At 75.5% G+C, this 22,861-nt stretch carries 25 protein-coding genes; 14 read left to right on the top strand and 11 right to left on the bottom strand.

What is annotated here, in order from left to right; translation table 11 throughout:
- Positions 1–83: 83 nt before the first annotated feature.
- The 4 genes from PATMI_RS37715 (at position 84) to PATMI_RS0123325 (ending at position 3,763) form a co-directional block, all read left to right on the top strand.
- Positions 84–1,013: a hypothetical protein gene (locus PATMI_RS37715; RefSeq protein WP_026912651.1), complete on the top strand. Its 930-nt coding sequence runs from the start codon at positions 84–86 to the stop codon at positions 1,011–1,013.
- Entirely contained in the window at positions 1,010–1,810 is an 801-nt protein-coding gene (locus PATMI_RS0123335; protein WP_026912650.1) for a L,D-transpeptidase, read from the top strand. Before PATMI_RS37715 ends, PATMI_RS0123335 begins: the two co-directional genes overlap by 4 nt.
- Positions 1,811–1,964: 154 nt before the next feature.
- Complete coding sequence (locus PATMI_RS0123330) at positions 1,965–2,420, top strand: hypothetical protein (protein ID WP_026912649.1); 456 nt, start codon at positions 1,965–1,967, stop codon at positions 2,418–2,420.
- Between the two features lie 38 nt (positions 2,421–2,458).
- Positions 2,459–3,763, top strand: a complete 1,305-nt coding sequence (locus PATMI_RS0123325) for a cytochrome P450 (RefSeq protein WP_051472200.1) — start codon at positions 2,459–2,461, stop codon at positions 3,761–3,763.
- A 27-nt stretch (positions 3,764–3,790) separates the two neighbouring features.
- On the opposite strand, the gene PATMI_RS0123320 is transcribed toward PATMI_RS0123325, so the two are convergent.
- From PATMI_RS0123320 to PATMI_RS0123310, 3 genes are read right to left on the bottom strand one after another with little or no spacing between them, the layout of a single operon-like run.
- Positions 3,791–4,135: a DUF1232 domain-containing protein gene (locus PATMI_RS0123320; RefSeq protein WP_051472441.1), complete on the bottom strand. Its 345-nt coding sequence runs from the start codon at positions 4,133–4,135 to the stop codon at positions 3,791–3,793.
- A 59-nt stretch (positions 4,136–4,194) separates the two neighbouring features.
- The gene (locus PATMI_RS0123315) at positions 4,195–5,442 is read right to left on the bottom strand and encodes a sensor histidine kinase (RefSeq protein ID WP_026912646.1); all 1,248 of its coding nucleotides are present in this window, start codon (positions 5,440–5,442) and stop codon (positions 4,195–4,197) included.
- Complete coding sequence (locus PATMI_RS0123310) at positions 5,439–6,110, bottom strand: response regulator transcription factor (protein ID WP_157260940.1); 672 nt, start codon at positions 6,108–6,110, stop codon at positions 5,439–5,441. Before PATMI_RS0123310 ends, PATMI_RS0123315 begins: the two co-directional genes overlap by 4 nt.
- A 152-nt stretch (positions 6,111–6,262) precedes the next feature.
- Between PATMI_RS0123310 and PATMI_RS35380 the strand changes: the two genes are divergently transcribed.
- Entirely contained in the window at positions 6,263–6,715 is a 453-nt protein-coding gene (locus PATMI_RS35380; protein ID WP_051472199.1) for a hypothetical protein, read from the top strand.
- 229 nt (positions 6,716–6,944) lie between these two features.
- Positions 6,945–7,547, top strand: coding sequence for a DUF2231 domain-containing protein (locus PATMI_RS0123300; protein ID WP_026912644.1), 603 nt, complete (start codon positions 6,945–6,947; stop codon positions 7,545–7,547).
- A 21-nt stretch (positions 7,548–7,568) separates the two neighbouring features.
- Here the strand turns inward: PATMI_RS0123300 and PATMI_RS0123295 are convergent, their stop codons facing one another.
- Entirely contained in the window at positions 7,569–7,889 is a 321-nt protein-coding gene (locus PATMI_RS0123295) for a hypothetical protein (protein ID WP_026912643.1), read from the bottom strand.
- 3 nt (positions 7,890–7,892) lie between these two features.
- The gene (locus tag PATMI_RS0123290) at positions 7,893–8,117 is read right to left on the bottom strand and encodes a DUF6458 family protein (RefSeq protein ID WP_026912642.1); all 225 of its coding nucleotides are present in this window, start codon (positions 8,115–8,117) and stop codon (positions 7,893–7,895) included.
- Positions 8,118–8,392: 275 nt separating this feature from the next.
- Between PATMI_RS0123290 and PATMI_RS0123285 the strand changes: the two genes are divergently transcribed.
- The 3 genes from PATMI_RS0123285 to PATMI_RS32760 are packed head-to-tail and all read left to right on the top strand — an operon-like array spanning position 8,393 to position 11,883.
- Positions 8,393–9,988: an RNA polymerase sigma factor gene (locus tag PATMI_RS0123285; protein WP_026912641.1), complete on the top strand. Its 1,596-nt coding sequence runs from the start codon at positions 8,393–8,395 to the stop codon at positions 9,986–9,988.
- A gap of 30 nt (positions 9,989–10,018) precedes the next feature.
- Positions 10,019–10,750, top strand: a complete 732-nt coding sequence (locus tag PATMI_RS0123280) for a hypothetical protein (RefSeq protein WP_157260939.1) — start codon at positions 10,019–10,021, stop codon at positions 10,748–10,750.
- Positions 10,747–11,883, top strand: coding sequence for a serine/threonine-protein kinase (locus tag PATMI_RS32760; RefSeq protein WP_051472198.1), 1,137 nt, complete (start codon positions 10,747–10,749; stop codon positions 11,881–11,883). Before PATMI_RS0123280 ends, PATMI_RS32760 begins: the two co-directional genes overlap by 4 nt.
- A gap of 77 nt (positions 11,884–11,960) precedes the next feature.
- Here the strand turns inward: PATMI_RS32760 and PATMI_RS36995 are convergent, their stop codons facing one another.
- From PATMI_RS36995 to PATMI_RS0123260, 3 genes are all read right to left on the bottom strand, one after another.
- Positions 11,961–12,119: a hypothetical protein gene (locus PATMI_RS36995; protein ID WP_157260938.1), complete on the bottom strand. Its 159-nt coding sequence runs from the start codon at positions 12,117–12,119 to the stop codon at positions 11,961–11,963.
- A gap of 10 nt (positions 12,120–12,129) precedes the next feature.
- Positions 12,130–12,339 carry a DUF6458 family protein gene (locus tag PATMI_RS0123265; RefSeq protein WP_026912639.1) on the bottom strand — a complete coding sequence of 70 codons (210 nt, stop codon included), beginning with the start codon at positions 12,337–12,339 and terminating at the stop codon, positions 12,130–12,132.
- A gap of 231 nt (positions 12,340–12,570) precedes the next feature.
- Positions 12,571–13,245 (bottom strand): response regulator transcription factor, encoded by a 675-nt coding sequence (locus PATMI_RS0123260; RefSeq protein ID WP_051472197.1) that lies wholly within the window; start codon positions 13,243–13,245, stop codon positions 12,571–12,573.
- 127 nt (positions 13,246–13,372) lie between these two features.
- Here PATMI_RS0123260 and PATMI_RS35375 point away from each other — a divergent pair, with 127 nt between their 5' ends.
- The 3 genes from PATMI_RS35375 to PATMI_RS35370 all read left to right on the top strand — a co-directional run bounded on the left by PATMI_RS35375 (position 13,373) and on the right by PATMI_RS35370 (position 18,455).
- Positions 13,373–15,010, top strand: a complete 1,638-nt coding sequence (locus PATMI_RS35375) for a sensor histidine kinase (protein ID WP_051472196.1) — start codon at positions 13,373–13,375, stop codon at positions 15,008–15,010.
- A gap of 107 nt (positions 15,011–15,117) precedes the next feature.
- Entirely contained in the window at positions 15,118–15,519 is a 402-nt protein-coding gene (locus tag PATMI_RS36990; RefSeq protein WP_026912637.1) for a hypothetical protein, read from the top strand.
- Positions 15,516–18,455 (top strand): bifunctional diguanylate cyclase/phosphodiesterase, encoded by a 2,940-nt coding sequence (locus PATMI_RS35370; RefSeq protein ID WP_051472195.1) that lies wholly within the window; start codon positions 15,516–15,518, stop codon positions 18,453–18,455. The genes PATMI_RS36990 and PATMI_RS35370 overlap by 4 nt, the downstream gene beginning before the upstream one ends.
- A gap of 21 nt (positions 18,456–18,476) precedes the next feature.
- Here PATMI_RS35370 and PATMI_RS0123235 read toward each other — a convergent pair whose 3' ends face one another.
- The gene (locus PATMI_RS0123235) at positions 18,477–18,869 is read right to left on the bottom strand and encodes a VOC family protein (protein ID WP_026912636.1); all 393 of its coding nucleotides are present in this window, start codon (positions 18,867–18,869) and stop codon (positions 18,477–18,479) included.
- A gap of 52 nt (positions 18,870–18,921) precedes the next feature.
- Positions 18,922–20,607 carry an FAD-dependent monooxygenase gene (locus PATMI_RS32745; protein WP_051472194.1) on the bottom strand — a complete coding sequence of 562 codons (1,686 nt, stop codon included), beginning with the start codon at positions 20,605–20,607 and terminating at the stop codon, positions 18,922–18,924.
- A gap of 23 nt (positions 20,608–20,630) precedes the next feature.
- Here PATMI_RS32745 and PATMI_RS0123225 point away from each other — a divergent pair, with 23 nt between their 5' ends.
- Positions 20,631–21,350, top strand: coding sequence for a methyltransferase domain-containing protein (locus tag PATMI_RS0123225; protein WP_026912635.1), 720 nt, complete (start codon positions 20,631–20,633; stop codon positions 21,348–21,350).
- Position 21,351: 1 nt separating this feature from the next.
- Here PATMI_RS0123225 and PATMI_RS0123220 read toward each other — a convergent pair whose 3' ends face one another.
- Entirely contained in the window at positions 21,352–22,113 is a 762-nt protein-coding gene (locus PATMI_RS0123220; protein ID WP_026912634.1) for an SDR family NAD(P)-dependent oxidoreductase, read from the bottom strand.
- A 93-nt stretch (positions 22,114–22,206) separates the two neighbouring features.
- Between PATMI_RS0123220 and PATMI_RS0123215 the strand changes: the two genes are divergently transcribed.
- A complete protein-coding gene (locus PATMI_RS0123215; RefSeq protein ID WP_026912633.1) occupies positions 22,207–22,821 on the top strand; it encodes a TetR/AcrR family transcriptional regulator in 615 nt (204 codons plus the stop codon).
- Positions 22,822–22,861 lie beyond the last annotated feature (40 nt).

Below are 22,861 nucleotides of genomic sequence, written 5' to 3'. Positions count from 1 at the left end.
GCGGTTGCGCTCGTGTGAGGAGGGCATCGTCGGTCCTGCAACGACGGGCGCGCCGCGTCTGTCCCCCAAGAGAGACGAACACCATGAGCAGCACGAAGCACCGCCTCACCGCAGCCGTCTTCGCGACGTCCTGCGTCGGTCTGGCGACCGCGTCGTCGGCATCAGCCGACGCGATCCGGTACTCGGTCGCCCCGAACCCGAGCCTCTACACGGTGAAGGACAACGGCAACGGCCTGATCAAGGTCTCGTACCTCGGATGCGTGACGGCGTCGCAGGCCCAGACGCTGCAGTTCACGTTCGGGTCCGACGTCTCGAAGCCGGCCCACGCGACCTTCAAGCTCCTGCAGCTCAAGGGCACGAGTCCGACGCCGGTCTTCTCGCCTCCGGAGGTCGACCTCGTCCCGGGCGACACGCAGGACCACACCGCCACGATCGCCTACGACTTCCGGACGGCCACCCAGGCCGCGACGTCGTTCCGCGTGAAGCTCGAGCCCGACAACGGGTCGGGGCTCGGTCAGGCGGCGGGCGTCGTCGTGGACGTCCCGTGCATCCTGGCGGCCCCGGCGTCCCCCGCGACGCCGCCCGCTCCGGGCACGCCCGCGACCCCGGGGGCGCCCGCGGCCCCGGGGACCCCGGTCGTGCCGGCCGGCACCCCGACCGTCCCGACCACGGGGTTCATCCCGGCGCCGACCGGCAGGCTGACGCGCGGTGGTGCGAGATGCATCTCGACCCCGAGGACGCTGCGCCTGCGCGCCCGGGAGACGACGATCGTGCGGGTCACGATCCGCAGCACCAGCGGCCAGGAACTGAACCGGGCGCTCGTGCGGGCGACCTACCCCGGCGGCGTCCAGAACCGGCGGACCGACGTCGCCGGCGTCGCGACCTTCCGCGTGAAGGCGGCACGCGCGGGGACCCTCGTGCTCCAGTCCGAGGTCTGCTTCGGCGCGGACCGGCGTCGCGTCCTGGCCCCCCGGGTCGTCCGCGCACCGCGCGCGGGCCGCTTCACCGGGTGAGCACCGCGTCCGCCGTCCGGGGCGACCGGATGCGTCGGGCGCTCGCCGGCGCGGTCGCGATCGCGCTGGCGGGCGTCGCGCTCCCGGCGGCGTCCGCGTCGGCCGCGCCTGGTCCGACGATGGGGTCCACGGTCCCGGCGCGCCCCCGCTTCCCGGCGGTCGAGGACCTCTACGACCCCGGGGTGCTCGCGCGTCACGCGTTCGTCGACCGTGCGTTCACCCCGCGCGTCGCTCCGTCGATGTCCGCGCGATCGGCGGGGGCGAAGCTCCGGCTGCTGACGGAGGACCGGACGACCGAGCTCGTGCTCGTGCTCGCCCGGACCGCGGACGCCGACGGCCGCACGTGGCTGCGGGTCCGCACCCCCGGACGGCCGAACGGCTCCGTCGGGTGGGTCCCCGGCGACGTCCTCGGCACGATGCGCCGCGTCGCGACGTGGGTGCAGGTCGACCTGCGGCGGACGACGTTGACCCTCGTGCGCTCCGGGACGGTCGTCCTCCGCGTCCGGGTCGGGGTCGGGAAGCCGGGGTCGCCGACGCCGACGGGCGAGTTCTACGTCCGGAACGAGCTGTCCGGCCGGACGCTCGGGGCGATCTACGGCCCGGTGGCGTTCGGGCTCAGCGCGCACTCCGACGTGCTCACCGACTGGCCCGGCGGTGGCGTCGTCGGGATCCACGGGACCGACAGACCGGACCTCCTCCCGGGCGCGGTGTCGCACGGGTGCATCCGCCTGCGCAACGCCGACGTCCTGCGGCTCGCGAGGCTGCTGCCGATCGGGACCCCCGTCACGATCCGCTGACCGTGGGCAGGCGGCGCGGGAGCCCCGTCCCGGCCCGGCCGTGGCGGGGGGGCGATCGGCGTCGGCGCACACCCTCGAGGCCCGCCCCGGGCGTGGGTGCACGACCGTCCGAGGTCAGCCCTGACCTTCGGGGCGGTCCGGCGTCACACCCCCCATGACCACGAACCGCAAGAACGCCACCACCGCCGTCCTGGCGGCCGCCTGCGTCTCGCTCGGCGCCGCCGCACCGTTCGCGCTCGCCGACCAGCCCGAAGGCGCGCCCCACGGGCCCAAGACGACGACCACGACGCCGGCGACCACCACCACGGCCACCACGACCACCGGCACGACCCCGTCCACGCCGGCCGAGCCGACCGCCGCGGAGAAGAAGCGGGGCTACGGCGTCCTCTGCAAGGGCCAGTCGAAGACGCACGTCGCGGGGCAGAAGGGCACGCCGTTCTCGCAGTGCGTCGTCGCGCTGGCGAAGGTCGACCGGAAGCCGAGCACCTCGCCGAAGGTCGCGTGCAGGGCGCTCGGCAAGAAGCACGTCAAGGGCACGAAGGGCACGCCGTTCAGCCGGTGCGTCACCGCCGCGGCCAAGCAGGCCGAGAAGTCGAAGCAGGCCCGCTGAGCCACGAGGCCTGATCCCCGTGGCGCTACCCTCGTCCGGTGGCGCGCGGGGGACACGACGGCACCGGCTCCGCGCTCCCCGCCGGTCCGCGGGCGCCCGCGCTCTGGCAGACCCTCGCCTGGATGGCGCGCCCCGGGGCGTTCCTCCAGCGGACGCACCGTCGGTTCGGCGACCCCGTCACGATCCGCACGTACTGGACGCCCGAGCCGATGGTGCTGTTCTCGCACCCGGACGCGGTGCGCGAGATCTTCCGGCTCGACCCGGGCGTCGCACCCGCGGGGCAGAGCTGGGAGTTCCTCCGGCCCTTCGCGGGGCCCGACTCGATCCTGCTGCTCGACGGCGAGCCGCACCTGCGCGAGCGCCGGCTGATGGGCGCCCCGTTCCGCGGCGCCGGCATGCGGCAGCTCACGCCGACGATCGCCGAGGTCGCCGCGCAGGAGCTCGGCGGCTGGGACGGCCGGGTCACCACCCTGGAGCGGTCCCGGCACCTGACGCTCGAGATCATCCTGCGCGTGATCTTCGGCGCCGGCGACCGGACGGAGGTCGACCGGTTGCGCGCCGCGATCGACGGTGCGCTCGACGACGTGCGCAGCCTGCCGCGGATGCTGTCGATGGCCGTGGTCCAGCGGGACCTCGGCCCCCGCAGCCCGTGGGGGCGCTTCCGGCTGGCGGTCGAGCGGTTCGACGCGGTGCTGCTCGACGTCATCGCCCGCCGTCGCGCGGCCCCGCGGGGCGACGCCGTGATCGACGTCCTGCTGCACCAGCACGACGAGGACGGACGACCGACCACCGATCGCCACGTCCGCGACCAGCTCGTCGCGCTCCTCATGGGCGGGCACGACAGCTCGGCCGCGACGCTCGCCTGGGCGTTCGAGCGCCTCGCCCGCCATCCGCACGTCCAGGACCGGATGCGCGACGGCGACCCCGACTACATCGACGCGGTCGTCCGCGAGGTCCTGCGCGTGCGGCCCGCGCTGACGATCGCGCCCCGGCTCCTGACGGAGCCCGTGACGATCGCGGGGCACCGCCTTCCCGCCGGCGTCCAGGTCGCGGCCTGCCTCTGGCTGGCGATGCGCCGGGAGGACCTCTGGACGCAGGCGTCGGCCTTCCGGCCGGAGCGCTGGCTCGGGAAGCTCGACGAGATGCGGTCGTGGATGCCCTACGGCGGCGGGGTCCGGCGCTGCGCGGGCGCGCCGTTCGCCGAGCTCGAGCTGCGCGAGGTCCTCCGGGCGGCGTCGGGGCTGCGGTTCTCGCCCGTGCGCCCGGAGCCCGAGCGGGCGCGGAGGAGCCTGCTCGTCGTCGTGCCGGACCGCGGGGGCGAGGTCCTGGTGCAGCGGGCCTGAGGAGGTCCGGCACGTCGTCCCGGCCCGTCAGGCCCCCGATCGCCCGCGCCGCCCGTCGAGCATCCGGTGCAGCAGCCGCGGGTTCGCCGGCCACGCCGCCTCGATGAGCTCCCGCGGAACGCTCCGCGCTGCGAAGCGCATCAGGAGCACGACGGCGACGACGTCGTCGAGCGGACCGATCACCGGCAGGAACTCCGGGAGCAGGTCGATGGGGGAGAGCACCCAGAGGATCGCGACGAGGAGCGCGACCTTCGCGCGGCGGGGGACCTCGGGGCTCCCACGCAGCGCCCGGGCGGTTGTGACGCACGCCGGGAGGAACTCCAGGAGGTCGCGCAGGAGCCCCGGCGGGAGGCGCCGGGCGAAGAGGACCATGGCGACGCAGCTGAGCGCCCACACGGCGAGCGTGACGCCCGCGATCCACAGCAGCGTGGTCACGCCGGACCTCCCGTGGGTCCCGGGTCGCCCGCGGGGAACAGCGCCTCGAAGGTCGTCGGTGCCGTGTCGACCAGCAGCAGATCGCCGCCGTCGCGACGCGCGAGCTCGCGCGCGACGGTCAGCCCGATGCCGCTGCCCGTGCCGACGCCCCGCCCGAAGATCGCCGTGGCGTCCGTCCCGCCGATGCGTCCGTCGTCGGCGACCCGCAGACGGACGAAGTCGCCCGGGGAGGTCGCGCGGACCCGGGTCCGTCCGGTGCCGTGGTCCAGCGCGTTCTGGAGCAGGACGTCGAGGATCTGGCGGACGGTCTCGGGCGCGGCGCGCCCCCACGTGGCGTCGTCGCTGAGCACGAGGAGGTCGCGGTCCGCGTCGTCGAAGCGCGAGCGCCAACGCCCGGCGTCGACGTGCTCGGCGACCAGGCCGCCGACGTCGACGCGGTCGGGCGCGTCGTCGCGGTGACGGGCCGCGGTCTCGAGGTGCTCGATCGTCGCCACGAGCCGGTCGACCTGCACGAGCGCCGCGTCGGCCTCCACGCTCATCGCCGGGCGGTCCGCCAGCGTGCGGAGCTCCTCGAGCCGCATCCGCAGGCCCGTCAGCGGGGTCCGCAGCTGATGCGACGCGTTGGCCGTGAACTCGCGTTCGCGGCGGATGAGGTCCGCGAGCCGCCCGTCGGCGCGGTTGAGCGCGACCTGCACGCGGTCGATCTCCGGGACGTTCCCGGTGACCGGTCCGTCGTCGTAGGTCGGCTCCCCGACCCGCTCGACCCGACGGGAGAGCTCCTCGAGCGGCGCGGCGAGGCGCCGGGACTGCACGGTCGCCAGGGCGACGGCCGCGCCGAGGGCCAGGACCGCCAGCCCGGCGATCGCGACCCACACGGTCCCGACGTCGTCGCCCCGGACGCCCGAGGGTGCGACGAGGGTCGCCCGGAGCGGACCGCCGTCGCCCGAGGTCACGCGGGTGACGTCGTGCGTCGGCAGCGACCCGAGCGTGATCCTCCGGCCGTCCTTCGTGATCTGGACCGCCTGGTGCGGCGGGAGGAGGTCGGCGACGAGCGCGGTCGTCAGCGGGGTCCCCGAGGACTCGGCCCGTGCGACGCGGAGCGCCACGGCGTCCGCGCGGCGCTCGAGGCGCATGTCGGCCCGCTGGTGCAGGAGCTCCGTCCCGACGACCCCGAGCGGGAGCCCCAGGACGACGACGGCGACCAGCGCGATGGCCAACGTCGAGCGCAGCAGCCTGCGCCTCACGCGCGCTCCAGCCGGAAGCCGTAGCCGCGGACGGTGGTGATCAGCGGCGGATCGGCGAGCTTCTGCCGCAGCCAGCCGATGTGCACGTCGAGCGTCTTGGTCGAGCCCCACCAGTTCTCGTCCCAGACCTCGCTCATGATCTGTTCGCGCCGGACGGCCTCGCCCGCGTGCGAGGCCAGCGTGGTGAGGAGGTCGAACTCCTTCGGGGCGAGCTCGAGCTCCCGGTCCTCGCGCCACGCCTGCCGGGAGGACCGGTCGATCCGGAGGCCGGAGACCTCGATCGCGTCCGGGCCGACGGTCGGCGCGGACTGGCGGCGGACGAGCGCCCGGACGCGGGCGGTGAGGACGGCGAGGCTGAACGGCTTGGTGACGTAGTCGTCGGCACCGGCGTCGAGCCCCACGACCTCGTCGAGCTCGGAGCTGCGCGCGGTGAGCATCAGGACGGCGGTGGCGTGGTGGTCGCGCCGGATGTGCCGGCAGACCTCGACGCCGTCGATGCCCGGCAGGCCGATGTCGAGGACGACGACGTCGAACCGGACCTTCGCGAGGCGGACGAGCGCCGACTCGCCCGTCGTGACGTGCTCGACCTCGAACTCCTCGCGGCGCAGCGCGCGCACGAGGGGCTCGCCGATGCTGTCGTCGTCCTCGACCACCAGTAGGCGCTCCACACGGTGATCGTAGGGCCGGAAGGGGGCTCCGAACCGGCCTTTGCCAAAGCTTTCCGCGGAGCTGCCCGGCGGTTGGGCGGCCGCGCCGCACCATGGGGACCACGACACGGCGTCCCGCCGTCTCTCCATCCCGAACCCACCGGAGCCCGACCATGAACCCCACCGATCCCACCGTCGACGCGACCGTCCGCGACGCCATCGCCCGCGCCGTCGGCACCCTCGGCGTCGCCGGCATCGGCCTCGTGCACCTGCTCGACGCCCCCGGCAAGTACAGCGAGACCCCCTACATGTTCTGGATGTACATGGCGCTCATCCTCGGCTGCATCGCGGTCGGCGCCGAGCTCATCCGGACGGGCTCGAAGCTCGCCTGGGCCGCCGCGGGGGGACTGGCCGCCAGCGCGATCGTCGGGTTCGTCCTGACCCGGACGACCGGGCTGCCGCAGGCGCACGGCGACATCGGCAACTGGACGGAGGGCCTCGGCCTCTCGAGCCTGTGGATCGAGGGCTGCGTCGTCGCGCTGGCCGGGGCCGTCCTGGGGGCACGGGCGACCGTCGCCCGCCGCCTGCCGGTGGTCGCCCCGACGCCCGCGACCCGCGTCTCCTGACGATCCGGCCCCGGCCGCGGTCTCGCCCGCTGCCGGGGCCTCTGCATCCAGCCTTCCGCCGATGCCCGGGGGACGGCCTTTGCCGTTTCTTGTCGGTTCGTTCGACGACGCTTGTCCGGTCGCCGGGCACCGTGCTCCCGAGGTCGTCGCGTGGTCGGCGCCGTTCCGCCCCAGGGCGGACGGCGGCGGACGCGGGACGGCCGACCACCCGCCTCCCACCGGAGCCCACATGGCCCTCGCCGACATCCTCGACAACGTCAACGGGCTGCCGACCCACGCCCTGATGGTCCACTTCACCGTGGTCGTCGCCACGGGCGGGGCGATCGGCGGCCTCGCCTACGCGTTGATCCCGCGCTTCCGCCGCTGGCTCAGCTGGCCGCTCCTCGTCACCGGGGTCCTCAGCATCTTCCTCGGCCTCGTGACCCCGTCCACGGGGGAGAAGCTCGAGGCGCGGACCGAGCCGAGCAAGCTCCTCGAGAAGCACACGGAGCTCGGCGACCAGATGGGCACGATCCTGATCGCCTACGGCGTCATCCTGATCCTCGCGATGCTGGCCGTCCGCTACCGCCGACGGGCCGCGTCCGGCGCGGACCCGGCCGCGGCCGCCGCGACCCCGACCGCCGTCGACCGCATCGGTGGCATCCCGGGGGAGGCACCCCGCGCGTTCCCGGGCCAGCCGCAGGTCGCCGCCGCACTCGCGCTGCTCGTGCTCGTGTTCTCGGTGATCTCCGGGATCTGGATCTACCGCACCGGCGAGGCCGGCGCCCGCTCGGTGTGGCACGACACCCCCGCCGCGGCGGCCCCGGGGCACGGGGACGGCGACGAGCGCTGAGCGGACAGGTCGGGGCGGAGCTCAGATCACCGGCGGCCGGACGCGGAGGTCCGTGAGGAGGTGGCCGACCATGTCCAGCGACGTCCGGATGGACGAGGCCGCGGCCCAGAGCGCAGGAGCGTCCGAGGCCGGCGATCCGCTCTGCGCCTCGCCCAGCCGGGCGCACATCGTCTCCAGCGCGACCGAGATCGCGTCGAGCTCCCGCAGCGCGGGCGCGCGGCCGTCGCGACAGGTGCGGACGACGGCGGTCACGCGCCCGTGCACGACCTGGGCCTCCAGCAGGATGCGTCCCGCGGCCCACGTGGCGGCGTCGGGCGCCTCGGCGGGGGTCTCGATGGACACGGACTACCAGCGCTCGCGGCGCTCGCGCACGACCGGCCGCTCGAGGAGCGCGTCCCGGCGCCGGGCGAAGGCCGCGGCCCACAGGACGCTGAGGACGAGGCCGACCACGCCGATGATCATGAGGATCGTGCCGGCCGTGTGGATGCTGAACCCGGAGGTCGAGGCGTGCACGGCGAAGCGCATGATCGCGCCGACGCCGATGAGGAAGAGGGCGGTTCCGTAGGTCATGGGCGTGGTCCGTCGTTTCGGGTCCGTCGAGCGACCGGGATGGTCCCGACGACCGCGAGGGTGCGGCCGGCGATCTGCTCGTACCAGCCTGGAACGCGCCGCGACCGTCAAGGTCAGGGACGACCGCGGACCGCGGGGACACCGGGGCGCCGTTCGTCGAGCGACCCGCCCTGCGCGCTTCTTCATCGGGTACAACCTGACCCTGGCCCGCTGTGGACGTCGCAGGGGCATGAGCGGACGAGAGGGGGGCCGAGGTGCAGGCAGCGACACGCGTCTTGAAGCGCCGCTCCCGGGCCTCGCGGGAGCACCCGCCGGCGGTCGCGGGGGATCCCGCGGCCTTCGCCGCGCTCTACGAGCGGCACCGGACGGAGCTCTTCCGCTACTGCCGCTCGATCCTCCGTCACGAGCAGGACGCGCACGACGCGCTCCAGAACACGATGGTGAAGGCCTTCGCCGCCTTGCAGACCGAGGACCGCGACCTGGACCTACGGCCCTGGCTCTTCCGGATCGCGCACAACGAAGCGATCTCGCTGATCCGCAGACGACCGGAGACGGCGGAGCTCGACGACCGGGTCGGTGGCGACGACGACACGGTGCACCGGACGGTGGAGACCCGGGAGCGTCTGGGGCACCTCCGGGCCGACCTGCAGGACCTGCCCGAACGGCAGCGCGGCGCGCTGGTGATGCGGGAGCTGAGCGGGCTCAGTCACGAGGAGATCGGGGTCGCGCTGGGGACCTCTGCGCGCGCCGTGAAGCAGACGATCTACGAGGCGCGCAAGGGGCTCGGCGACGCCGCGGAGGGTCGCGCCATGGACTGTGACACCGTCCAGCGCACCCTCTCGGACGACGACGGCCGGGTCGTCGGCACGCGCCGGATGCGGGCGCACCTGCGGAGCTGCCGGTCGTGCCGGACGTTCCAGGGAGCGCTCGCCCAGCGCCCGAAGGACCTGGCCGCGCTGTCGCCGGTCGTGCCCCTCGCGGGTGCGGCGGGCCTCGCAGCGCTCCTCAAGGGCGGTGCCGCGGGCGGTGGGATCGCCGGGGGTGCGGGCGCCGGGGTCGCCGGGACCGCGGGCGCCGGCGTGTCGGGGGGCGTCGGCGCGACGGCCGGGGTCGGCGGGGGCCTCGCGCTCGCGGGTGCGACGAAGATCGTGGCCGTGGTGGCCGCCACCACGGCCCTCGCGGGCGGGGCGGTGGCCGTGGACCACGTGGTCTCCCACGATCCACCCGGACCCGCCCGGTCGGCACCACCGGGGGCCGGCGCGAACCGGTCCCCGGCGGGCCCCGGCGGCACCGTCCGTTCGCCGGCGATCCCGGGCACGGCCACCGGTGCGCGCACGCCTGCGGACGCGCGAGGGGTGGCGGCCACCCGACGGGGACGCGAGGCGGGGAACCGCAGCACGACGGGTGCATCCGGTGCGCCCGGTGCGGGCTCGGCCTCCACGGCGCCTCCGGGCGACCGTGGAGGACGCGCGGACGCCGCGTCGACCGCGGACGCGAAGACGGCGAAGGCGGAGGCGAAGGCGGAAGCCAAGGCGAAGAAGGCGGACGCCAAGACGGCGAAGTCGAACGCGAAGGCGACGGCGGCGAAGGCCGAAGCGGCGAAGTCCAAGCCCGCGAAGTCGGAGGCCGCGAAGGCCAAGTCGGCGAAGGCCGAGGCTGCATCGGCCGCGAAGGCCGAGGCCGCGAAGCGGAAGGACGCGAAGGGCTCCGGCTCCTCGACCGGCGGAACCTCGGACTCCGGACGATCCTCGGCGACGACGTCGTCGAAGCCGTCGACCACCACGACCACGTCGGCGAGCCCGCCCGCGAGGACCACGCCGGGCGGATCCTCGACGAGCACCAAACCCTCGAACTCCGGCAAGGGCGACTGATCGGTGGACCCCCGCGCCGAGACCGGACGCGTGGCGATCGGACCCGTGCGACGGATCACCCACCGGTGCCGCGGACTCGTCGCCGCGGTCCCGCTCCTGCTGCTCGCAGGCTGCGGGTCGTCCGTCCCGTCGTCATCGGACGGCACCGGCCGGGAGCTCTCCGGACGGCTCGCCGCGGTGCAGCGCGCGGCGAGCGCGGAGGACCGACCTGCGGCCCTCCGCGCCCTGCGGACCTTCTCGACGACCGTGGCGGAGCGTCGGCGCACGGGCGCGCTGAGCTCCGCGCAGGCCGACGCCCTGCGGACCGGCATCGCCCGGACGCGGGCGCGCATCCTCGCGGAGCTGCCGGCCACGTCGTCGACGGCCGACACGACGACCACGGCACCGTCGACCGGCGGCGGGTCCACGGCGTCGACGACACCCGCGCCCGTCACGACCGCGCCCGGGTCGGGTGCCACCGGTGCGACCACCGCCCCGACCACGACTGGTGGGCCGTCGACCCCGGACCCCGGTGCGGGGCCGGGCGTCCCCGGATCCGCGGCGGCTCCCGCGGCGGGTGCGAGGACACCGTCGCAGGACGCGAAGCAGCGGGCGAAGGACGCGAAGCAGCGGGCCAAGGACGCGAAGCGCCGCGGGAAGGACGCCGAGAAGCGCGGGAAGGGCTCGAAGGGCCCCGGGCAGGCGGGTGGCCCGGCCGGCCCCGGCGGTCCCCCCGCGGGTCGCGGGAAGGCCGCCGGACCGTCCCGTGGCGGCACGAGATGACCCTGCGGGCCGGAGCCGCGCTCGCCGACGGGCGCTACCGCCTGGACCGCCCGCTCGGCGCGGGGGGCATGGCGTCGGTGTGGCTGGCGCACGACCGGCGCCTCGACCGTCCGGTCGCGATCAAGATCGTCGCCGACGCCCCCGCCGGGGACCCGCAGTGGGCGACGCGGTTCACCCGCGAGGCGCGGGCCGCGGCGGCGGTCGAGCACCCGAACGTCGTCACGGTCTACGACCACGGGCTCGAGGACGGCCGTCCCTTCCTCGTGATGGCCCACGTCCCCGGTCGGGACCTGGCGCGGCTCCTCCGCGAGGCCGACCTTCCGGTGCCCGATCCCGAGCGTCTCGCCCTCGAGCTCCTCGGCGCCCTCGGCGCGGTGCACCGCGCCGGCATCGTGCACCGCGACGTCAAGGCCGCCAACGTCCTCGTCGACGCGGAGGGCCACGCGCACCTCGCGGACTTCGGGATCGCCAGGACCGAGGGCTCGTCGCCCCTGACCCAGGTCGGGATGGTCATCGGGACGCTCGAGTACCTCGCACCCGAGGTCGCCGAGGGGCGTCCCGCGACCGTCGCGAGCGACCTCTTCGCCGCCGGCGTCGTCCTCCGCGAGATCGCCGCGGTCGCTCCGTCCGACGCACTCGACCGGCTCGCCGACGCGTTGACGCGGTCCCGGCCGGAGGACCGCCCGTCCTCCGCCGTCGACGCGCTGCGCATCCTGGTCGACCCCGCGGGAGCACCGGAGCACCACCGCACCGCGCCGACCCGCATCGACGCCCGCCTCCCGCGGGACGAGGTGCCACGGGGCCGCCCGCTCTCCCCGGTGGGGGGCCCGGGCGACGCCGGCGCACGACGACCGCGAACCGGTGGCGGCCGGTCTCCGGAGCCCGTTCCCGATCGCCCCGGGACGCCGACCGGCGTCCCCGGCGGCGCCGTCCGGGCGTGGGCACGGCGCGACCGACGCGCCGTCGGTGCGGTGGTCGCGCTCGTGGCCGTCGTGGTGCTCGTGGTGCTCGTCGCGGCGGTCGGGTCGTCGGGCGACGGGTCGAAGGCGGTGCCGCGCCCGGCCTCCTCCGTCGCCCCGCTGACCGAGCAGCTCCGGTCCCTGCGGTCGATCGTCGACGGGGTGCCGCGGTGAGCGGCTGAGCGGCCCGCCGCGGCCCGGGCCCCGAGCTCGACCACGGGGCCGGTCCGGCCGCCGCAGTCCGGCGAGCCTCAGCGGATCCGCGGGCCCGCGCGCCGTCCGTTCAGGACGACCCAGACGAGCAGGATCAGCGCGACGACGCCGATGATGCCGCCGCCGATCGCGATCTTCGCGAGGAAGAGCACGAGGGCGACGACGACGAGGAGGACGACCAGTCCGTAGAGGTTCATGGCCGGGCTCCTAGTATCGGGGACGGTCGTCGACGAGGACGGTGTCCCGGCGTCGCGCCGCGGACAGGCCCCAGATCAGGCTCAGCACGAGGCCGATCGCGCCGATCACCATCAGGATCGTGCCGGCGGTGTGGAGGCTGAAGCCCTTGGTGTGGACGTGTACCGCGAAGCGCAGGATGGCTCCGACGGCGATGAGGAACAGCGCGGTTCCGTAGGTCATGTCTTCTCCTTCGTTGGGGGACGTCGCCACTGCGGCGTTGGTCGTCGGTACCCCCGTGGACCCCGCGGAACTGCTCGCTCGACGCATGGTCGATCTTCGCCGGATCGTGCCTGACCTTCGCCATCCCCACACGTTGCGGCGGCGCCGACGTGGTCGTCGTCGACGGCCACCCCCGGATCCCGGCGCGAGAGCGAGCTCCGCGGTCACCCCGGCGCCGTGGGGAGGGGAGGACTACCGAGCAGCGGCGCCGATCAACTCGTGCTCGAGCGCGTAGGCCACGAGCTCCGCCCGTGTGCTCCGGCCGGCCTTCTGCTGGACGCTCGCGCGGTGGGACTCGACGGTGCGCACGCTCAGGAAGAGGAGCTCGGCGATCTCCGTGTTCGTGTGCCCGAGTGCGACCATGCGCAGCACCTCGAGCTCCCGGGGCGACAGGTCGTCGGGCGGGCCGGCGGGTTCGGGTGCCGCCGCGATGCGGGCGCCGAGCGACGGGTGCAGGTACGTCCCACCCTCGACGCAGACCCGCAGAGCCCGGACCAGCTCGTTGCTCGCCGCGTCCTTCAGCACGTACCCGCGGGCACCGGCGAGCAGGGCGGCCCGCGCGAAGGCCGGATCGTCCTGCATGGTCAGGACGACCACCGCGGTCGCAGGAGACTCGGCGAGCATCCGGGGGATCGCATCGAGGCTCGACTCGCCGGGCATGTTCAGGTCGAGGACCAGGACGTCCGGCTTGTGTCCGAGGACGGCCCGGCGAGCGGCCTCGGCGCTCCCGGCCTCGGCGACGACGCGGATGTCGGACTCGGACTCGAGGACGAGGCGGAGGCCCCGGCGGACCACCTCGTGGTCGTCGGCCAGGGCGACGCGCAAGGGGACGGGCCGTTCGTCGGACGGATCGGACGGCCGGGTCATCCGGCGACCGTACCGTCGTGCTCCGGCGGGGTCGCGCGACGCGGACGTCCGTTCGGGTCCGGGCGGCCCGATCGTCGGAACGTCCAGCCCCGGACACCGTTCCGCCCACCTCGGCGACACTGCCCCGGTGCTGGATCTCCATCCGGACCCCACCTCGGAGCACGTCGCGCTGGACGACTCCCGGATGCGCGCGCTGATCGCCGCGGGTCGTCGGTTCGCCGCGGAGCTGGACGAGGACGGGATCCTGCGCGAGCTGCTGACCAGCGCGCAGCAGCTCACCGGTGCTCGGCACGCGGTCGTCGTCCGCGAGGCCGGACCTGACGGACACCGACGGGCGCTCTCCCTGCGCCTCGACGGCGTGATCGACGATGCGCGTGCGGAATCCGCGTGGGCGGCCCTTTGCGGCGACCCGGTCCCGTCCGGGGTGCTGACGGCCGACGTGACGGTGCGTCGGGCCCCGTGGGCCCGTCTGCGCTTGGCGTCGCGCGGCGACGGCGACGCGTTCGACGCGCGCGACGTCGAGGCGCTCGAGGTCCTCACCGACTGGGCGGCGGTCGCGGCGGCGAACGCCGCGGCCTGCGAGGAGGTCCGACGTCGGCGAGCGGAGGCCGCCCACCTCGTCCAGACGCTCGCGGCGACGACCGCGATCACCCGCGCCATCGGGGACGAGACCGAGCTCGCCCGGGTTCTCGAGCTCGTGGTGTCCCGTGGTCGTCGGCTCATCGACGCCCGTACGGCGGTCATCTCGCTGCCCGCCGGTGACGAGCTGGAGATCGCGGCCGCGGCCGGGGACGCCGGGCGTGCGACGCGCGGCGCCCGGATCCCGATGGCGACGTCGACGGCGGGCGAGGTGCTGCGCAGCGGCGTCGCCCGGCGGGTGGCGGCCCGCGACCTCGGGCACGCCCCCGCCCGGATGGGACTGCACGGGGTGGAGAGCAGCATGCTCGTGCCGCTGATCTTCCGCGGGCGTCCTCTCGGGGTGCTCGCCGCCCTCGACCGACAGAACGGCGGGCCCGACTTCACGGGGGAGGACGAGGAGCTCCTCCGCGCATTCGCCGCGAGCGCCGCGATCGCGGTCGCGACGGCCCAGCACGTCGGGGAATCCCGGCTGCGTGACGCGCTGGACGGCGCGGAGCAGGAACGCCGCCGGTGGGCGCGTGAGCTGCACGACGAGACGCTGCAGGGACTCGCGGGACTGCGGATGCGGCTCGAGATGCTCGAGCGTCAGGCCACGGACGAGATGCTCGCGGACGGCGTCCGGGATGCGGGGACGGCCGTCGCAGGAGAGATCGCGCGGCTCCGGACGCTGATCACGGAGCTCCGGCCCGCCGCGCTCGACGAGCTCGGCCTGACGCCGGCGCTGGAGAGCCTCGTCGACCGCGTGGGGGCCACCGGCGGAGTCGCGGTGGCTCTCCGGGTCCGTCTCCCGGCCGACCGGCTGCCGGCGGAGCACGAGACGGCCGTCTACCGCATCGTCCAGGAGGCGCTCGCCAACGTCGTGAAGCACGCTGCGGCGGACGTCGTCCGCGTGGATGTGAGGCACGACGGGAAGGCGGTGGTCGTCCACGTCGTCGACGACGGCCGAGGCGTGGATCCCGCCCTGCTCCGTCGCCGCGAGGGGTTCGGCGTGACGGGGATGCGCGAGCGCGCCACGCTGGCGGGTGGACGGCTCGATCTCGAGCCGGTCCCCGGCGGCGGGACGTCGCTCCGAGCCACCCTGCCGCTGGGGCGCTCAGGGACCGGCGCCCGGGCGACCGGTCGCTGAGTCCCCCATCGCCACCGGGTCCCGGAACGCCCGGGTTCCGCAGTCTCCCGCGGAATCTGCGGCGAACTACCCAGGTGGCCACGCCACCGACTAAGGACGCTCGGTCCATGCGCACCGTCAGCCAGCCCGACCGGCGTCCCGAGCACCGTCCGGACGAATGGCCGGACCGCAGCGTCGTGGCCGTCGGGCGCCTCGTCGACGTCCTGCGCAGACGCGACCCGGTCGATCGCCTGCGGGCCGCCCACCTCCTCGAGGTGGTGAGTCGACGTCGTCCGGACCTCCTCGGGACCCACGTCCCCACCCTCCTCGCCGTCGCCGTCGAGGACCCCGACCTGGTGCTGCCGATCCTGCAGGTGCTCCCCCGCCTCGAGATCCGACCGGTCGATCGCGACGCGGTCGAGTCCGGGGTCCGCAGGTGGCACGACCACGAGGACGCCGCGGTCCGCGTGTGCGTCGACGTGGTGCTCATCGCGATGGGCCGGACGGACGACCCCGGCGCCGGGTCGTGACCGACCGTCGCGCCGCACCGCTCGTCGTCCTCGTCGTCGGGGTGGCGTACTACGCGGCCTCCGAGCTCGGTCTGGCGTTCGTGGCGCATCCGGGGCACGTCGCGGTGGTCTGGCCCGCGAGCGGCATCGCCTTCGCCGCGGCGCTGCTCGCCCCGGCGCGCTGGGCGCCGGCGATCGCCGCGGGCGTCTTCGCGGGGAACCTGCTCGCGCAGCTGGGCGCGCGGCCCGGCGTCGCCCTGGCCGTCGCCCTGGCGGCGGTCAACGCCGCCGAGCCGCTCCTCGGCGCCGCGGTGGCGCGCCACCGGCGCGGGGCGGGACTCCCGGCCTGGGACGGCGTCCGCGGCCTGCAGAGCGTGCTGCTCGGTGCCGTGGTGTCGGCCGCCTCGGCGGGCCTCGCGGGCGCGCTCGCCCTGGGGGCGACGGTGGGGTCGCCGGTCCTCGCAGGGTGGGCGACCTGGAGTCTCGCCGACGGGCTCGGCATGGTCTTCGTCGTCCCGGTCCTGCTGCGGCTGGGCGGACGTCGTGGCGACGCGGCGGGGGACGCGGTCGGGTACGCCTTGGCCGCCACGGCGATCCTCGTCGGCTGCGCCGTGTTCGCGGTCCCGCGGGCGCTCGACGTCGTGGTCCTCGACTATCCGTACGCCACGTTCCCGTTCCTCGTCTGGGTCGCAGTGCGGGGGCAGCGCGGCCCGACGATGCTCGCCACGAGCGGGGTGGGACTCGTCGCGGTCCTCGGGACGGTCGGAGGGCGCGGGCCGTTCGCGGAGGTCGCCGGAGGGCTCGACGCGGTGGTGGCGGTGCAGGGGTTCCTGGCCGTCGTGCTCGTCGGGGTCGCGCTGACGTCCGCGATCGTCGGTGAGCGTCGTTCCGCGGCGGTCGCCGCGCTCGACGGCGCCGAGCGCTACCGGCAGCTCGTCGGGGCGATGCCCGACGCGATCTGCGCGCTGTTCGACGCCGATCTCCGGCTCGAGCTCCTCGACGGCACGTCGCCCGCGTCGCTCGGGGTCGACACGACGGCGCTCATCGGCCGGCCCCTCCACGCGGTGGTCTCGAAGGAGCGCCTGGCCGTCCTCGAGCCCCTCTTCCGGCGGGCCCTCGACGGCGAGACCGTGCGGCTCGACCACGACTCCTCCTTCACCGGGACGGCCGGCGAGCTCGAGATCGCACCCCGGCGAGACCCCGAGGGGCGCGTCACCGGCGTCTTCGTCCTCGCCCGGGACGTGACGGACCGCCGACGGCAGGAGCACGCGCTGCGGAAGATGCACGACGACTTCCGGGCGATGTTCGAAGCGGCCACGATCGCCCAGCTGGTGATCGGACCCGACGGGCTCGTCAGCCGGGCGAACGCGGCGCTCGTCCGGCTGGTGGACGGAGGACGACCCGAGGGGGCGCCCCTCGGAGCCGTGGTCGGCGAGGAGCACGCTCGCTGCGTCCGGGAACGGGTCGACCTCGTCCGCGACGGGGGAGTGCCGGACGGCGAGCTGGAGCTCACGACGGAGACCGGCGCGACCGTGACCGTCCACGCCTGTGCGATGAGCGGCGGCCAGGTGCTCGTGCAACTCGTCGACGTCACGGAGCGACGCCGGTACGAGGGGGAGCTGCGGCACCTCGCCGACCACGACAGCCTCACCGGCCTCGCGAATCGGCGCAGGTTCGAGGAGGAGCTCGCCCGTCAGCTCGACCAGGTCCGGCGGTACGGCGACATCGGCGCCGTCTGCGTCCTCGACATCGACCACTTCAAGCAGGTCAACGACACGCTCGGGCACAAGGTCGGCGACGACCTGATCGTCGCGATCTCCCGCCTGTTGTCCGGTCGGCTCCGGGCCTCCGACGTCCTGGCCCGTCTCGGCGGCGACGAGTTCGCCGTGCTCCTCCCGCGCGCGACAGCGGCGGACGCCGAGACGGTCGCCGGCGAGCTCGTGCGCGTGGTCCGGGAGCATGCCGGTGGCATCGAGGGCGTCCGTCCTCGGGACGTCACGGTCAGCGTCGGCGTCGCGGTCGTCGACGGCGACCGGCCGGGCATCACGGCGGAGGAGCTGATGGTCGAGGCCGATCTCGCGATGTACGACGCGAAGTCCGCAGGGCGGGACCGGTTCGCGGTGTTCTCGGACGGGCGGGTCCACGAGTCCCGCACGAAGGTCCAGATCGAATGGGTGGAACGGATCGAGACCGCGTTGCGGACGGACGGCTTCGTCCTGCTCGCGCAACCGATCGAGGACCTGTCGACGGGGGCGGTGGACCGGCACGAGCTGCTGCTCCGGATGATCGACGACGGTGACCTCATCCCACCCGCCGCGTTCCTGCCGGTCGCGGAGCGTCACGGACTCGCTCCGCGGATCGACCGGTGGGTCCTCAGCCGGGCGCTCGAGCTGCTCGAGCGGATCGCCGACGCCGGGGGCTCCCACCGGTTCGAGGTCAACGTGTCCGGGCGGTCGCTCAGCGACGACGGGCTGCTCAGGCACATCGAGCGCGAGCTGCGCCGCACGGGCGTCGACCCGCGCGCCCTGATCATCGAGATCACGGAGACCGCGGCGATCGCCGACATCGCCGCGGCGCGGGAGTTCGTCGAGCGCCTCACCCGCATCGGGTGCCGGTTCGCCCTCGACGACTTCGGCGCCGGATTCGGGTCGTTCTACTACCTCAAGCACCTGCCGTCCGACTACCTGAAGATCGACGGCGAGTTCGTGCGGGGTTGCGCCACGAGCCACGACGACCGGGTGGTCATCCGCTCCCTCGTCGCGGTCGCCCGGGGGATGAACAAGCGCACGATCGCGGAGTTCGTCACCGACGAGGCCGTGCTGCGGTGCGTCACGGACCTCGGGGTCGATCTCGCGCAGGGGTTCCACATCGGCCGTCCTGCGCCGGTCGACCTCGACGAGCTGCTCGGGCGTGCGAGCACCGCTCCGGCGGCGCCTCGCGCCGCAGCTCGGCGGTGACGGCGTGTCGTCCCGCGGGGATCAGACCGCGGGCGCGTACCGGTGGTGGAGGTCGAGGACGTTGCCCGCAGGGTCGCGGAAGAGGGCCTGGTGGCACGCGCCGCTGTCCAGCACGTCGCCCAGGAACACGACGCCCCGCTCCTCGAGGAGCGCCCGCGCCGTCGGGACGTCGTCGACCTGCAGCGCGAGGGGCGTCCCGTGGGTCCGGACCTCGCCGTCGCCGCCGAAGGCCCGAGGATCCATGAGCGCGATCGTCAGGTTCCCGGCCTGGAACTCGGCGGCCGGCATGCTGGCCCAGCGCTCGACGAACGGGAGGCAGAGGGCCTCGCCGTAGAAGCGGACGGCCGCGTCGATGTCGTCGACCGGGAGCGTGACGAAGTCGACGCCGGTGATCAGGGGAGGGGAGGTGCTCATGCACGGTCTCGTCTCGGTCGTGCGGGGAGCCGTCGTGGCGCGGCCGCGCGGGTCAGGTCCCGGGCGTCGGCTCGCCCGTGGGCGGCGTCGTCCCGGAGTCTGGTGGTCCCGTCCCGGCGGCGCCGACCGACGCCGCCGCACCTCGGCCGGAGCAGGGGGCGCCCGGCGTGCGCCTCCGGTCCCGCGGGACGCCGAGTGCGCGGTCTGCCCTCAGGCAGAGGTCCGGGAGCCCGGCCGCGTCCGTCGTCCCGAAGACCACGCGGTCGGGGCGCACGAGGGCCGCTGACGCTGGGGCCAGCCAGGCACGGAGCACGCCGTCGTCGTCGGCGGTCCCGGACGGCCCGAGCTGGACGACGACCGGGGCGGCCGGGGACGCCGGGCGACGGGACACCGGGCCGGTGGCGGACGAGGTCGTCCCCGCCGCGCCGACGTCGTCCACGATCACGACGGCCCATCCCGCGCCGAGCAACGCGTCGAGCGGGACGGTCCGGCCGTCAGGGGTCACGACGTCGGGCTGGGGGAGCGGGAGCCCCGCCCGGTGGTCCGCGCGCCCGGCCACGAGCGTCCCGCCGACGCGGCCGGGCGGACGCCAACCGCCGGCCCGGATCCATGCCTGGACCCGGGCGGACCCCGCGAGTCGCGTGAGCACGGCGTCGCGCACGCGTGCCGCCCGCCCGCGACGCACCTGGACCAGCGCACCGAGGCCGACGGCGAGGGCGGTCGTCGTCAGGACGTGGGGGAGGCGCTCGCGAGCGTACGACCGCAGGAGGCGCTCCGGCCGACCGTCCTGCTCCACCGCGGCGATCTTCCACGCGAGGTTGTGCACGTCGCGGAGCCCGGCGCCGAGACCCTGGCCGGCGAACGGCGGCGCGAGGTGCGCGGCGTCCCCGGCGAGCAGCACCCGCCCGGCGCGCAGACGCGGCGCGATCCGGGCGTGGAACACGTAGACCGACGCGCGGGCGACCGCCGGTCCGCCGCCCGGGACGCGTTCGCCGAGGAGCCTCGAGGCGAGGTCCTCCGGCGACCCGTCGCGTCCTTCCTCGGCGGTCAGCAGGAACTCCCAGCGGTGCCGGCCGCCGGGCAGCGGCCCGTGGACCCACGGGCGGCGCGGGTCGCAGACGAACGTGAACGCCGGATCGGTCCCGGGCGGCGTGGTCCCGTCGACGACGAGCCAGCGGTGCCCGGACGTCCGCCCGACCAGCCGGAGCCCGCGGTCCCGGCGGATGCCGCTGCGCCCGCCGTCGCACGCGAGGACCCAGCTCGAACGCACGCTGCTCGTCCGGTCGTCGGACCTCCGGACCAGCCGCACGACGGCGTGACCGTCCTCGTCCCGCACCCCGACGACCTCGTGGCGCAGCAGGACCTCGACGAGCGGCTCGGCGTCCAGCAGCGCGCGCAGCCTGCCCTCGAGCTCCGGCTGGCGGAAGAACGACAGCGCCGGATGCCCGCCGTCGGCCGGGGGCGGGGGCAGCTCCACGAGCGTCCTCCCGGTGGGCCCGGCGATGCGCACCGGTCCGCCGGCGTGCAGCGGGAACCCGGGCGGGTCGAGCGCCCCGGCGGCCTGCAGGACCCGCAGCGCCCCGTCGTCGAGGGCCACGGCGCGGGGGTGGGGGAAGACCTCGTGTTCCCGCTCGACCGCGAGGACCGGCACGCCCTGGCGCGCGAGCAGCAGCGCGAGCGTCGCCCCGACCGGACCGAGGCCGGCGACCACGACGGGAGCGGGGTCCGGGACGCGCACCGACCCGACGCTACGCTCATCGGGTGCCCCCGGAGCTCCCGCCGCGCCGCGCGCGCAACGACCTGCGCCAGTACGACGACCTGGCCGACCGCTGGTGGGACCCGGACGGCCCGTTCTCGTCGCTGCACTGGCTCGCCCGGGCACGGGCCCGCCTGATCCCGGTCGCGACGACCCCGGACGCCCGGCTGCTCGACGTCGGCTGCGGCGGCGGGCTCCTCGCCCCGCACGTGACGGGCTACCACCACGTCGGCGTCGACCTCTCGGACGCCGGGCTCGCCGTCGCGGCCGACCACGGCGTCGACGCGGTCCGGGCGGACGCCGCGGACCTGCCGTTCGACGACGCGTCGTTCGACGTCGTCGTCGCCGGCGAGATCCTCGAGCACGTCTCCGACCTCGACGGCACCGTCGCCGAGGCCCTGCGCGTCCTGCGGCCCGGCGGCACGTTCGTGTGCGACACGATCAACGCCACGGCGTTCGCGCGGCTCTCGCTCGTGACGATCGGGGAGCGGGTGCGCGGCGGACCGCCGCCCGCCTGCCACGACCCGGCGCTGTTCGTCCCGCCGGCGCGGCTGCAGGAGCTGTGCGCCGCCGGGGGCGTCGACCTCCACGTCCACGGCCTGCGGCCGGCCGCCGCCCAGTTCGTCGCGTTCCTGCTGCGCCGACGTTCGAGCGTCGAGATGGTCCGGACCCGGTCGCTCGCCGCCGTCTACCAGGGGGTCGGGGTCAAGCGCGGACCCGCGTAGGTCAGAGCGTGCGCGTGCCGAGCGCCCCGCCGTCGACCACGAGCGTCGTGCCGTGCACGTACGCCGCCGCGTCGCTCGCGAGCCAGACCGCCGCGGCCGCGACCTCGTCCGGCTCCCCGAGCCGGCCGGCCGGGAACGCCCGGGCGGCCTCCTCGAGGAACGCGACGTGGGCGGCCGTGCCCTCCGTCCTCGTGATCCCCGGCGCGATCGCGTTGAACCGCACGCCGGTGCCGGCGAACTCCGCCGACCATCCGCGGGTGAGCTGCTCGACCGCCGCCTTGGACGCCGCGTAGAGCGCGCCGGACGGCATCCCGACCGTCGAGATCCAGGAGCCGACGCTCAGGACGACCCCCGATCCGCGCTCGACCATCGCCGGGACGACGGCCGCGGTCAGGACGTGCGGGGCCCGGACGTTCGTGGTCCAGACCGCGTCGAGCGTGGCGTCGTCGACCTCCCTCGTCGGTGCCGACGGGTAGATCCCCGCGTTGTTGACGAGCACGTCGATCCGGCCGCCGAGCACGTCGGTCGCCTCGGCCGCCAGGGCGCGCACGGCGTCCCCGGACGCGCCGAGGTTGGCGGTCACGACGTCGGCCCGGCCGCCCGCCGCCCGGATCCCGTCGACCGCCTCCGCTCCGCGGTCGGCGTCGCGCCCGGTGAGCACCACGTGGGCGCCCTCCGCGGCGAGCGCCGCCGCGATCGCGCGACCGATGCCGCTCGTCGAACCCGTGATCAGCGCCGTGCGCCCCTGCTGCGTCGTTCCCATGGTGCGTCTCCGCTCTCGCGAGCCCGTTCTGGACTCGCTGGTCCATTCGTTGTAGCAGAGTGGACCCGGCGGTCCAGTGCGTACGATGGGGACATGACGACGGGCGCACGGACGGCGAAGGGCGAGGCGACCCGCGCGCGGATCGTCGAGGCGACCGCGGACCGGATCCTCGCCGCGGGGCTCGGCGGGACGAGCCTCGACGACGTGCGCGCCGACACCGCGACGAGCAAGAGCCAGCTCTTCCACTACTTCCCCGGCGGCAAGGCCGAGCTCGTCCGCGCGGTCGTCGACCTGCAGGGCCGCCGCGTCCTCGACGCCCAGCGCCCGGCGCTCGACGCCCTGGACGACTGGCCGTCGTGGGAGGACTGGCGCTCGCGGCTCCTGGCCCACTACGACGCGCAGCACGGCTGGGGGTGCCCGATCGGCTCGCTGGCGACGGAGGCCGCCGCGACGGACCCGGTGCTGGCCGGCGAGCTCACCGCCTATCTGCGGGACTGGGCGGCGCTGCTCGCCGCGGGCGTCGGCCGGCTGCGTGCGGCGGGGCACCTCCGGGCGGAGGCGGATCCCGAGCGGCTGGGCGTCGCCGTGCTGGCGGCCGTCGAGGGCGGCCTGCTCCTCACCCGGACGGAGCAGGGCCTCTGGCCGCTCGAGGCCGCGCTCGACGGTGCGCTCGCGCACCTGCGGTCGTGGGCGCCCGCGGAGCGGTAGTCGCGCCCGCGGCGATCGCCCCTCGGGGCTCCTCCTCGAC

Origin of the sequence: Patulibacter minatonensis DSM 18081 (assembly GCF_000519325.1) — a bacterium.
Taxonomy (GTDB): Bacteria; Actinomycetota; Thermoleophilia; order Solirubrobacterales; family Solirubrobacteraceae; genus Patulibacter; species Patulibacter minatonensis.
Note: the sequence above shows the minus strand (reverse complement) of the source record. Positions and strands in the feature narration are given on the sequence as shown.